Origin of the sequence: Aeromonas sobria (assembly GCF_000820145.1) — a bacterium.
Classification (GTDB): domain Bacteria; phylum Pseudomonadota; class Gammaproteobacteria; order Enterobacterales; family Aeromonadaceae; genus Aeromonas; species Aeromonas sobria.
Window position 1 is genome coordinate 71,942 of record NZ_CDBW01000017.1, and the last position, 12,249, is coordinate 84,190.

General features: G+C 62.5%; 9 protein-coding genes. 4 read left to right on the forward strand and 5 right to left on the reverse strand.

The annotated features are described in order from the left end of the window. Positions 1–15: 15 nt before the first annotated feature. A complete protein-coding gene (gene alsS / locus BN1135_RS09005; protein ID WP_042020463.1) occupies positions 16–1,686 on the forward strand; it encodes an acetolactate synthase AlsS in 1,671 nt (556 codons plus the stop codon). A 139-nt stretch (positions 1,687–1,825) separates the two neighbouring features. Here the strand turns inward: alsS and BN1135_RS09010 are convergent, their stop codons facing one another. Together BN1135_RS09010 and BN1135_RS09015 are read right to left on the reverse strand one after the other, a co-directional pair. Further along, positions 1,826–3,238 (reverse strand): MATE family efflux transporter, encoded by a 1,413-nt coding sequence (locus BN1135_RS09010; protein ID WP_042020464.1) that lies wholly within the window; start codon positions 3,236–3,238, stop codon positions 1,826–1,828. A gap of 65 nt (positions 3,239–3,303) precedes the next feature. Continuing rightward, positions 3,304–4,248, reverse strand: a complete 945-nt coding sequence (locus BN1135_RS09015; protein ID WP_042020465.1) for a LysR family transcriptional regulator — start codon at positions 4,246–4,248, stop codon at positions 3,304–3,306. 500 nt (positions 4,249–4,748) lie between these two features. Between BN1135_RS09015 and BN1135_RS09020 the strand changes: the two genes are divergently transcribed. Next, positions 4,749–6,041 (forward strand): HAAAP family serine/threonine permease, encoded by a 1,293-nt coding sequence (locus BN1135_RS09020; RefSeq protein WP_042020466.1) that lies wholly within the window; start codon positions 4,749–4,751, stop codon positions 6,039–6,041. A 67-nt stretch (positions 6,042–6,108) separates the two neighbouring features. Here BN1135_RS09020 and BN1135_RS09025 read toward each other — a convergent pair whose 3' ends face one another. After that, complete coding sequence (locus BN1135_RS09025; RefSeq protein WP_042020467.1) at positions 6,109–7,149, reverse strand: MBL fold metallo-hydrolase; 1,041 nt, start codon at positions 7,147–7,149, stop codon at positions 6,109–6,111. A 156-nt stretch (positions 7,150–7,305) separates the two neighbouring features. On the opposite strand from BN1135_RS09025, the gene BN1135_RS09030 reads away from it, so the two are divergent. Together BN1135_RS09030 and yjeH are read left to right on the forward strand one after the other, a co-directional pair. After that, entirely contained in the window at positions 7,306–8,205 is a 900-nt protein-coding gene (locus BN1135_RS09030) for a LysR family transcriptional regulator (protein WP_042020468.1), read from the forward strand. 92 nt (positions 8,206–8,297) lie between these two features. Next, the gene (gene yjeH, locus BN1135_RS09035; protein ID WP_042020469.1) at positions 8,298–9,575 is read left to right on the forward strand and encodes an L-methionine/branched-chain amino acid transporter; all 1,278 of its coding nucleotides are present in this window, start codon (positions 8,298–8,300) and stop codon (positions 9,573–9,575) included. A 41-nt stretch (positions 9,576–9,616) separates the two neighbouring features. Here the strand turns inward: yjeH and BN1135_RS09040 are convergent, their stop codons facing one another. Next, positions 9,617–10,153, reverse strand: coding sequence for a GNAT family N-acetyltransferase (locus BN1135_RS09040; protein WP_042020470.1), 537 nt, complete (start codon positions 10,151–10,153; stop codon positions 9,617–9,619). A 68-nt stretch (positions 10,154–10,221) separates the two neighbouring features. Next, the gene (locus BN1135_RS09045; protein WP_042020471.1) at positions 10,222–11,955 is read right to left on the reverse strand and encodes an ABC-F family ATP-binding cassette domain-containing protein; all 1,734 of its coding nucleotides are present in this window, start codon (positions 11,953–11,955) and stop codon (positions 10,222–10,224) included. Positions 11,956–12,249: the final 294 nt, after the last annotated feature.

The window sequence follows — 12,249 nt, forward strand, 5'->3', positions numbered from 1 at the left end:
ACAAGGATCAATATCATGGAAAACAGACAGTGGAAGTGCGGTGCCGAGCTGGTGGTGCGTCATCTGGAGGCGCAAGGGGTCAAGCAGGTGTTCGGGATCCCGGGTGCCAAGATTGACCGGGTGTTCGATGCGCTGGAGGACTCCCCCATCGAGACCATAGTGGTGCGCCACGAGGCGAATGCCGCCTTTATGGCCGCTGCCGTGGGGCGCCTCACCGGCAAGGCGGGGGTGGCGCTGGTCACCTCGGGCCCCGGCTGCTCCAACCTCATCACCGGGCTGGCGACCGCCACCTCGGAGGGGGACCCCATGGTGGCGCTGGGCGGCGCCGTGCGCCGTGCCGACGGCCTCAAGCTCACCCACCAGAGCATGGATACGGTCAACCTCTGCCGTCCGGTCACCAAGTTCAGCGCTCAGGTCAACAGCGGGACGGCGATCTCCGAGGTGATGGCCAACGCCTTTCGCGCCGCCGAGCTGGGACGGCCGGGGGCGGCGTTCGTCAGCTTGCCGATGGACATCATCAACAAGCCGGTGCAGGGGAGTGTGCTGGTGCCCCATGAGGTGCCGGAGCCGGGCTGCGCCGATGAGCAGAACATGGAGCAGGCATTGACCCTGCTGCGCAGCGCCGAGAATCCGGTGGTGCTGCTCGGCCTGATGGCGAGTCGGCCTTCGACCGCCGAGGCGGTGCGCGCCTTCCTCGACAAGGCGCGGCTGCCGGTAACCGGCACCTATCAGGCCGCCGGGGTAGTGGACAGCTGCCACTTCGATGACTTTGCCGGACGGGTGGGGCTGTTCAACAACCAGCCGGGGGATCAGCTGCTAGCAGGGGCCGATCTGGTGATCTGCATCGGCTACAGCCCCATCGAGTACGACCCCGTGCTGTGGAATGGCGATCGGGAGCGGCGCATCCTCCATATCGACGTGCTGCCCGCCGATATCGACAGCAGCTACTGCCCGACCGCCGAGCTGGTGGGGTCGATCCGCGCCAACCTGTTGCAGCTGACCCGTATCATGGGCAATCCGAAAATCCGTCCCCCCGAGGTGGATCGGCTGCTGCAAGGGGTGCGCCAGCAGCGGCTGCGGCTGGCGTTGCGGGCCGATGATCTGCAAGGCAATCCGGTTCACCCCTTGCGCATCGTGCGCGAGCTGCAGGATCTGGTGCGCGATGACATGACCCTTTGCGTCGACATGGGCAGCTTCCATATCTGGATTGCCCGCTACCTCTACAGCTTCCGCGCCCGTCAGGTGCTTATCTCCAACGGTCAGCAAACCATGGGGGTGGCGCTGCCGTGGGCCATCGGCGCGGCGCTGGTGCGGCCGGGGGAGAAGGTGATCTCGGTATCGGGGGATGGCAGCTTTATGCAGTCGAGCATGGAGCTGGAGACGGCGGTGCGGCTCAAGAGCAATATCGTCCACATCATCTGGGTCGATAACGGCTACAACATGGTAGCGATGCAGGAGCAGCAGAAGTATTGCCGCACCTCCGGCGTCTCTTTTGGCCCTATCGACTTCAAGCGTTACGCCGAATCGTTCGGGGCGGCCGGGTTTGCGGTGCGCTCGGCCGACGAGCTGCGTGCCACCCTGCGGGCCGCACTGGCGGTGGAAGGGCCAGCGGTGGTGGCGATCCCGGTGGATTATTCCGACAACCCGGGGCTGATGGCCCAGCTCAGGCCAGAAGTATTGGCATAAGCACTGGTAAAAGTACGGGCATCAGTAGTGGCAGCAGTGCTGGCCTGAATAGATAAGCGCAGGCAGACAGGTCCGCCCATATAGCAAAAAACCGGCATCAGGGATGCCGGTTTTTTATTGCTACGCGGGATTGGCAGCCTTAACGGGCCAGTTGGACGGCGGCGCGCGCGCGGGCCGGTTGCGGGTGGTGCTTGGCTTTTGGCGCGCAGGCCACTTTCAGGCGCAGCCACTCGCGCCACAGCAGCCAGCAGAGCGGCAGGGTCAGCAGCAGCACGGTGGCGGGCTGGGCCATCAGCACCCCATCGCGGCCCCACAGTTGCGGCAGCAGGAAAATAAGCGGCAGCAGCAGCAGGGTTTTAGCGAGGGAGATGACCAGCGCTTGCCGGGTACGGGCCATGGATTGCAGCAGCACTATGCCAAATACGATGATCCCCTCCAGCGGAATGGCGCCGAGGTTAAGGGTCAGGCTGCTGATGGCGGCGGCCAGCAGTTCGGGATCGTTATTGCCGGTATAGAGCATGGCGACCTGTCTTGGCAACAGCTGGATGGTGAGCCACACCAGCATGCCGTAGATAAAGGTGATCTTGAGCCCCATCTCCATCAGGAATTTGAGGTCGCGGTGGCGTTTGGCCCCTGCCGCCTTGCTGATCAGCGGCTGAATGCCGAAGGCCAGCCCTTGCAGGATGACGATAAAGACAGCTTCGGTGTAACCGGCCACGGTAAAGCCCGCCAGATCCTTCACATTGCCGTACACCATCAGCTGGCTGTTGTGCAGCATCAGCAACAGGCCGAGGTTGAACTGGGCGATCAGGCTTGGCAGCCCGGTAAAGAGCAGGTTCGGCATGGCCGGGAGGTTGGGCACCAGATCCCGCCATGCGAGTTGCAGCCGTGCCCAGGGGGTAAAGAAGTAGCCAAGGCCGATCAGGCTAACGATACCTTCTGCCATCAGGGTGGCCTGGGCGGTACCGATCAGTCCCAGTCCCAGCCGACCCACCATGATGTAGTTGAGGATGATGTTGAGCACGGCGCCGCTGCTCACCAGCACCATCGCCAGTTTCGGACGGCCATCGTTGCGCAGCAGATAGGGCACCGCCAGATTGCTGGCCAGCAGCAGGGTACCGCCGCCAATCCAGGTGAGGTAGTCGCTCGCCTGCTTCCAGGTGTCGGTGCCCTGCTCGATCCCCAGTCCCAGCAAGATATCGGTGTGGGTGTAATAGAGCAGCGCGGGCGCAAGCACCCCGAGTCCTGCCAGCAGCCAGAGGGCATTGACCAGCGCCTGACGGGCCAGCTTGTCGTTTTTCGCCCCTTGCTGGAAGGAGATGGCGGTAGCCGCCCCCATGCTGACCATGGCGGCCAGACCGATTAGCACCATGATGACCGGATAGACCAGGTTGATCCCGGCGAGGCCAGCGGCGCCAACGTAGTGGCCGACGAAGATGCCGTCGATGAGGTAGTAGGCCCCCGAGACCAGCATGGCAAGAATGGAGGGGAGGGCGTAAGCCCAGAAGCGACGGGTCATGGCCCGTTGCCGCAGTGTTAAATAGGCAGACATATCTGTTCTCTTGGGGAGCTCGATTATCGAACAGACAGTGTAGATTAATACTGATTTGGTGATAATCAGGGTTTCACTTGATGGATTGCTGAGTATTTCTCATTAATTCGAGGTGGGTAGTGGGCCTTGAGCATGTCGATCAGGATGCGCAGGCCGCTGCCCAGCTGGTGCCGACTGGGATAGAAGAGGGAGAAACCGGCAAAGATGGGGCACCAGGGCTCCAGCACGGTGAGCAGTTTCCCCTCTGCCACTTTTTGGCTCACCTCCTCTTCCAGACAGTAGGCCAGCCCAAGCCCCGCCTCGGCGGCACCCAGATAGAGGGCCGGGGTGCTGGTGGTGAGTGGTCCGGTCACCTCGATCTCCAGCATGTTGCCATCGGCGGCAAAGGCCCAGCGATAGTGATGGTGCGGGGTGAGGCGATAGCCGATGCAGGCGTGGCGACTCAGCTCGCTCGGGTGCTGCGGTGCGCCATGTTCCGCCAGATAGGCGGGGGAGCCCACCACCAGATAGCGCTGGGGCGAGCCGAGGGGGATACCTATCATCTCTTTGGGCAGCAGATCGCCATAAAAGAGCGCCGCATCATACCCATCTTCAATCAGCCGGGGCATCAGCTCCTGCTCCACCACCTCCACCTGCATTCTGGGATAACGGCGCAGATAGTCGATAAGCACCGGTGCCAGCAGGCTGTCGATGGCGCCACGCGGGGCGCAGAGCTTGATCCGGCCCACCGGCTCGTCGCTGTTGCGAGCCAGCTCGCTGAGCGCCTCTTCCAGAGTGTTAAGGGTTGGCAACAACTGCTTGAGCAGCCGCTGGCCCGCGTCGGTCGGCACCACGGCGCGGGTGCTGCGGTTGAGTAGACGGACACCTAATCTGGCTTCCAGTCCCTTCAGGCTGTGGCTAATGGCGGAGGCTGAGACCCCGAGTTCGAGGGCGGCCTTGCTGAAGCTGCGGTGGCGGGCGACGGCGGCGAATACCGCCAGTTCGGCGAGATCGGTACGGGTAATGGTCATCATCAATCAACAAAAAGGCGTGAGCCACAAGGGTACGCCAAGGCTGTGCTGCACACAATCCGCGCGCAATGAGTGGGTTGTTGCAAAAATGTAGCTGTCCGCAGGCCATTGATTCCAGTGAAACTAAGTTGAATTGTTAAAAAAAACTCACAACAAGGCATTCGCAATGTGATCTTGGTCGTCCGAAAGGCGACACGAATCAAACTTTGGTTGATTAATTCAAAAAAACGCTGTGATTAATAGGGGTATTTAATTAGAGTCAACCCATCAAGAGTGGTGCACGTTAAGCAGTTGTTAAGCGAGACGGGCGCTGACCCTCAGGGTCAAAATTTCGCACTGTTGTTTGTTGCGGTCTTGTTGTCACAAGGAGTGATGGCCAGGTTGCCGGGGTGCGAGAGGTTAATGAGAGGGATGAACAGCAGGCGTTCCAGGGAGATGGAACCGGGCCGAGAGCCCGAACAAACAAGAATCCCATTTTTCCTAGATGACAGGAACAACGTATGTCTGACATGAATATTGCAGCTGATGGTCGTTTAGCCAGCAACGCTTCCCGCGGCATCAACAAGGCCGATGTGGTCTGGATGCTGGGTCTGTACGGTACCGCGATCGGTGCCGGTGTGCTCTTCCTGCCAATCAACGCCGGTGTAGGTGGTCTGTGGCCGCTGGTTGCCATGTTGATCCTGGCCCTGCCGCTGACTTTCTTCGCTCACCGTGGTCTGGCCCGCTTCGTGCTGTCCGGCTCTACCCGTGATGGCGACATCACTGAAGTAGTAGAAGAGCACTTCGGCAAGACCGCAGGCAAATTCATCACCCTGCTCTACTTCTTTGCCATCTACCCGATCGTACTGATGTATTCAGTTGCTATCACCAACACCGTCGAGAGCGTGATTGTTCACCAGCTGGGCATGTCTGCACCTCCCCGTGCCGTCCTGTCACTGGCGCTGATCCTCGGTCTGATGGCGGTTGTTCGTCTGGGCGGCCAGGTTATCGTTAAAGCGATGAGCGTGCTGGTATTCCCGTTCGTGATCACCCTGATGGGCCTGGCGTTCTACCTGATCCCGCACTGGAACGGTACCATCATCACTGAAGCTCCAGCGCTGGCTGACGCCTTCAACGGTGACTTCCTCAAGACCCTGTGGCTGGCTATCCCGGTAATGGTGTTCTCCTTCAACCACTCCCCGATCATCTCCTCCTTCGCGGTGGACAACAAAGGTCGTTACGGTGAAGGTGCCGAGAAGAAGTGCAGCAACATCCTGCTGGGCGCTCACGTCATGATGGTAATGACCGTTATGTTCTTCGTATTCAGCTGCGTACTGAGCCTCTCCCCGGCTGACCTGGCTGCTGCCAAAGAACAGAACATCTCCATCCTGTCCTACCTGGCCAACCACTTCGACAACCCGGTTATCGCCACTGTGGCTCCGTTGATTGCCATGGTTGCCATCAGCAAATCCTTCCTGGGTCACTACCTGGGTGCGCAAGAAGGCATGAACGGCCTGATGGCCAAGGCGCTGCGCGAGAAGGGCAAGAACGTTGACATCAAGCAGCTGAACAAAGTGACTGCGGTGTTCATGATTCTGACCACCTGGGCTATCGCCACCATCAACCCGAGCATCCTCGGCATGATTGAAGACCTGGGCGGCCCGATTATCGCAATGCTGCTGTTCCTGATGCCGATGTACGCCATCACCAAGGTTCCGGCCATGCGCAAATACGCTGGCAACATCAGCAACGGCTTCGTGACCCTGATTGGCCTGATCGCCATGTCCGGTATCATCTACAAGCTGATTGCCTGATAACTCCGGTTACCAAGTTGAATGAAGAAGCCGCCTCGCAAGAGGCGGCTTTTTTTATGGCCGGGATTCAGGGCTGGGCGTTGTCGATGTTCTCCGACTGCCAGAGGGCATAGCCCTTGCCGGAGGCCGTGGTGGGCAGATCAATTTGCATCAGGTCGTTGCCGATGACGAACAGCCCCGTGTAGCGGGCACGCAGATCCTGCGCCAAATCTTTCACCGAGATCTGGCCGTTGAGGCCGATATGGCTGAACACCGTCAGCGCCGGTTTGGCTTCGTTCATCACTCTTGCCGCCTGCTCGGGGGAGGCGAGGTGACCGGCGATCGCCTTGTAGCCCGGGTTGGCCTTCATCCGGGCGGCGGAGGTCATGGAGACGCAATGCACCAGCAGATCGGCCCCTTTGGCCTGCTTCACCACCTCCGGGCTGTAGCGGGTATCGCCGGAGAGCACCACGCTGTGGCCGTGGTAGTCGATGCGATAACCGAACGAGGGCTTGATGTTGACCCCGTGGTCGTTGTCAAAGGCGGTCACCTTGACCCCATCCTTGTCGTAGACCACCCCGGCGGTGACCTCGTGGCTGTTGATCTCCACCCCGTCCAGCGGCGTTCCCTCATCCTTAACCCGGGTGGCGATGTCGGTGGCGTAGGCCTGCTGCAAGCCACGGGCAAGGGCGGTGGTGCCCTTGGGGCCGTAAAGTGCCATCGGCGCGTGGCGCTGGCCATAGGCTGGTTGCAGCCAGCCGGTCAGCCAGAGATCCGCCAGCCCGTTGGTGTGGTCGGAGTGAAAGTGGGTGAGGAAGAAGGCGTTGACCCGGCCGATGGGGATATGCAGCTGCCACAGGCGAGTGGTGGAGTTGCGGCCAAAATCGAACACCAGCTTCTGGTTGCCCGCCTCGACCAGGGTGCTGTAACCGCCGCGACTGATCTGGGGCACCGGAGTACCGGTGCCGAGCAGGCTGACCCGAAAGATATCGGGCTGGGCCTGGGTTGCGGTTAGGGTAGCGGCGACGGGGGCATTCTGTTGTGTATTGATAAAGCGGCTCTCGGCAGCCTGGCTGGTGCCGGTGGCAAGCAGACCGACCAGTAGTGCGGCCAGATAGGTACTTTTCATGGGGATTTATCCTGTGGGGAGAGGTACTGCATCACTCTATTGGTAACTAAAGGATGGATAAATTGGCTAAAATCCATTTCTTACTAAACTGGTAGTTGTGAATCAGGGGCCCGACAGTGGGTCGCATTGCCCTGAAAAGCGGGCAAAGGAGGGGTTTTGGATCGATTGACCAGCATGCGCATCTTCACCCGGGTGGTGGAGCTGGGTTCATATAGCGCAGTGGCAAGTGAGCAGGGGATCAGCGCCCAGATGGTGGGCAAACATATGCTGGGGCTGGAGCAGTGGCTGGGGGGTAAGCTGTTTCACAAGACCACCCGCCAGCAGACCCTCACCGAGCTGGGTCAGCTCTTTTTGGCCCGCTGCCAGCGGGTGCTGGAGGAGTTGGCGCTGACCGAATCGCTCACTCAGAACCTGCTGGCCGAGCCAGCGGGGCGGCTGCGTATCGCCGCCCCCCTCAGCTTTGGTCACCACCGGCTGGTGCCGCTGTTGCCCGCCTTCCTTGAACGTTACCCCAAGCTGGATCTGGATCTGCAGCTCACTCCTCGCTGGGTCGATCTGGTGGAGGAGGGGTTCGATGCCGCCATCCGCACCCTGCGCCCGCAGGATGAGGCGCTCATTGCCCGTCCGTTGTTGACCCAGCACTACCGCCTCTGCGCCGCGCCCGGCTACCTCAATCGCCACGGCGTGCCGCACCAGCCAGCCGATCTTGCTCGCCACCAGTGCCTGCACGGCAACTGGGGCGAGCACGAACGCTGGCAGTTTGTCGGCGAGGATGGTCAGAGCGAAGAGGTGCGGGTGGCCTCGCGCCTGCGCATCAACCACTGGCCAGCCTTGTTGACGGCGGCGCTGGCTGGCGCTGGCATCACCTTGCAGCCCGCCGAACAGGTGCAAGGCCATATCGCCGCGGGGCGTCTGCTCCCGCTGCTTGGCCACTATCAGCCCCCTGCCAATACCCTCTACTTTATCTATCCGGCGGCGCGCCGGCAGGTGCTCAAGATCACCCTGCTGGGGGATTTTCTGGCCGAGTCCCTGCAAGCCGAACCTGACGCTGAATAAAGGGCTGCATATTCCCTGCTCAGGCGCTTAACAAAGGAGCGGGGGAGGCCTAACATGGCCCGACATCTGTTTATGAATCGGGACAAAGGAATATGTCTGCGTTGAAAAAGGATCTCGGGCTCTGGCAGGGGATGGGGCTGCTCGCCACCTCGCTGCTGGGTACCGGGATCTTCGTGGTACCGGCGACCGCCGCCTCGCTGGCGGGCGGGGCCTCGCTCTGGGCCTGGTTGCTGCTGATTGCGCTGGTGCTGCCCATCGCCTTTACCTTCGCCCGCCTCGGCCGCCGTTATCCTCATGCGGGCGGTGCGCCGCACCTGATTGGCCTCGCTTTTGGCAACGGCGCCGAGCGCTTCTCCGCCTTCCTCTTTCTGGCTGTGCTGCCAGTGGGCCTGCCTGCGGCGTTGATGATTGCTGCCGGTTTCTGGCACGCCCTGTTCGAGATGGGGGAGTGGGCCCTGTGGGGCATCCAGTTGCTCACCCTGCTCGGGGTATTTCTGCTGGGGCTGCGCGGGGCGCGATCCTCCGGCAACCTGCAACTGTTGATTGCGCTCGCCATTCTTGGGCTCACCCTGCTGATCTGGTTCAAGGGGGAGGTGAGCTGGCGCGACGCAGCCCGGCCGTTGCCGAGCGCGGATGAGTGGCCTGCCATGGCCACCGCGCTGGCGGTGATGTTCTGGTGTTTTGTCGGGCTCGAGGCCTTCGCCCATATGGGGGAGGAGTTCAAGCGGCCGGAGCGGGACTACCCCATCGCCCTGCTTGGCGGGGTGCTGCTGGCGGGGCTTATCTACTGGGTGCACTCGCTGGTGGTGCTCAAATATGGGCTCTACGGCGATGAGGCGAAAAACGCCACCGCCATCCCCTCCCTGCTGGCGCTGCTGTTTGGCCCCACCGCCAAGTGGCTGGTGGCGGTGCTCGGTTACCTCTCCTGTTTTGCCAGCATCAACATCTATATTCAGGGCTTTGCGCGGCTGATCTGGAGCATGGCGCGAGAAGGCAAGCTGCCCCCCTCGCTGGCGCAGCTCACCGCGCGCGGCGCACCGCTGAGGGCGCTCACTCTGGTGCTCGCCATCTGCCTGCTCTGCATCACTCTCATCATCTGGCTGCGACTGCCCCTTGATGAGCTGATCCGCTACGCCAACGGCAACTTCGTGCTGGTCTACCTGCTTTGCATGGCGGCGGGCTGGCGCCTGCTCGGCGGGGTGAGCAAGGGGCTGGCGGGGGTGAGTGTGTTGCTCTGCGCTCTGGTGCTGGTGGCGCTCGCCACTCAGGTGCTCTATGCGGTGGTGCTCAGCCTTGGTTACGGCTGCTTCTCCCTGTGGCGGCGCAGACGCCGGCTGCTGACCTCTGACGATATTTGCGCCATCAAGTAGCCCCCGAAAAAGCCCCGCAGTGCGGGGCTTTTTGTTGCAGGTCAGATGCTGGCGGGCAGGTCGCTGCGCAAGATAGCGTAGTGGCGCAGGGAGATGAAGCCATCCCCCTTGCGTTCGCACTCCCGCGCGGTGCCCTCGTAGTGAAAACCGGCCCGCTCCAGCAGACGGGCGGAGGAGAGGTTGGGCTCCTCCACCACTGCCAGCAGCCGGTGCAGGTCGGTAGTGCGGTAAGTGAGCGGCAGCCACAGTTGCAGCGCCACGCTCATCACCCCCTTGCCCCAATGCTCGGGATAGAGCCAGTAGCCCAGCTCGGCCCGCCGGTGAGTCGGGTCGGCATCGTTATAACCGATGGCCCCCAGCGGCTCGCCCGAGCGCCGGTCGCGAATGAGGTGCCAGGCGCCACGGCCGGTGCGGGTCAGCTCGGCATACCACGCCATCTGGGCCTGGCACGCCGTCAGGCTGTCGTAGCTGATGTCGTAGTAGGCGACGACCCGCGGATCGGAGAGGCCGCGGAAGATGTGGGGCAAGTCGGCATCGGTGACGGGGTCCAGTCTGATGTCGGGTTGTGTTGATGTCATGATGATTCCTTGCGGCCAACCCGGGTTGGCCGCGTAAGTTGAGTAATAAGGGATGGATGATGCTGGCATCAGGCAAAGCCGAGCCGCTCGGCCAGGTGCGCCAGCTCGCTCTGCCACTGCTGCTGCAGGCGCGGGGTCTGGTGTCTGGGCTTGCGGGCCAGATCGGCGGCGAGCAGGGCATCGAGTTCATACCAGCGCGCCAGCAGCGCCTCTTCGTCATCCATCGGGTCGGCCAGTGCCTGCGCCGTTGCGGGGAGGGCCCTGCTTGCCTTGTCTGCGGCTGGCAATGGCGCATCGCCGAGCAGTTCGGCATAGGCACGCTCGGCGCTGTGGGCCTCCCGGATCTGCCCGTCCCTGATCAGCCAGAAGCGGTTGCAGCTGCGTTCGATCAGCTCCCGGTCGTGGGAGACCAGCAGTACGCCCCCCGGGAAGGCGGCAATCACCTCGGCTAGCTCCTCCTTGCCTGCCAGATCCAGATGGTTGGTCGGCTCATCGAGCCAGAGCATGTGGTGGCTGCCGAGCGACAGGGCGAGAAACAGCAGCCGTGCCCGCTCGCCCCCGCTCAAGGTACGCACCTGCTGGCTGTGACGGGCATAGGGGAAGCCCGCCCGGATTAGCGCCTGACGCCGCGTCGTCTCCGGCAGAGGAGCCAGCGGGTAGAGGGCGTCACTCAGGGTAGCGTCGTCAGCCAGCTGCAGCAGCGACTGATCGTAATAGGCGATGCTGGCGCCGGGGTGGCAGTACCAGCCGGCCTGCGGGCTCTGCGCGGCCAGTTCGCGCCAGCACTGGCGCAACAGGGAGGACTTGCCTGTGCCGTTGGCTCCGAGCAGGGCGACCTTGTCTCCCGCCCGCAGCCAGAGCCCTTCGGCGCGCAGCAGCGGCGGCAATGCTGGCGCTGGCGATACGTCGAGGGTCTCCAGTCGCAGCAGCGTGTCGGCAGGCAGGCTCACTCCGCGCAGCTCGAGCCGCCAGGGGACCAGCGCTGCCACCTGGCTCTGCTCCTCCTGCAGGCGGGCGATGCGCTTCTCCATGGATTTGGCCTGACGCACCAGCTTCTCGTTGTCATGCTCTCGCCCCCAGATGGCGAGGCGTTTGCTGCTGGCGCTCAGGCGGTCGATCTCTTTTTGCTCGTCAGCCCGGCGCTGGCGGCCCTGCTCATCCTCGGCGGCCAGCGCCGCCCGCGCCTGGCTGCAGGGCAGGGCGAAGCGGTGCAGCTCGCCATCCCGCAGGATCAGGGTCTGCTCGGTGACCCGGTCCAGCAGGCGACCGTCGTGGGAGACCAGCACGAAGGCGCCGCGCCAGCCCAGCAGAAACTGCTCGAGCCAGAGCAGGGCGGGCAGATCCAGGTGGTTGCTGGGCTCATCGAGCAGCAGCAGGTTGGGTTGGCGCAGCAGGGCACGGCCTATTTGTAGTCGGCTGTGCTGGCCGCCGCTCAGCGCACTGACCGGCAGCGCGGCCTGGGCCTCCAGTTGCAGCTCGGCCAGCAGCTTGTCCACCTGCCATTCGGCGCTCGGGTCGTTGCCCAGCGCGTCAAACAGCACGGCGCGGGTGCTGAGGGTAGAGAGCCCGGCGGGCAGTTGCTGGGCCACGAACTCGCAGCGGCAGGCTGCGGCCTGCACGATCCGGCCGGCTTGGGGCGTGCGCTCGCCCGCCAGCAGCGCCAGCAGGGTGCTCTTGCCGCAGCCGTTGGCGCCAATCAGGCCTAGCCTGTCGCCTGCGCGAATGCCGAGTTCGAGGTGGTCAAATAACGGAAGGTGCCCCGCACTCATTTGCAGGGAATGGGTACTCATCAGGGTTGTCATGCTCTTGCTCTCTTAAATCGCGGGATCGGGAATCCCTGTCATCAGGAGCGCTGGCGACAACGGCAGAGTTGAGAAAGGTCTCGGTATGGAGGGGAGTTGGCTTTGCTCGAACCCGCTATCGCAGCGCGATGGTATGCAGGCAAGAGCAGGCAAATGTGCCGAACAGGCGGGCCGAAATGATCGGGCACGCTTGGATAACCATGTTTTACCTCCTTGTGTTTCGTTATGGAACGGTGCGGCGATTATAAGAAGAGAGCCGGATCCAGTTCAACAATTCATCATCGCTGCGGGAGG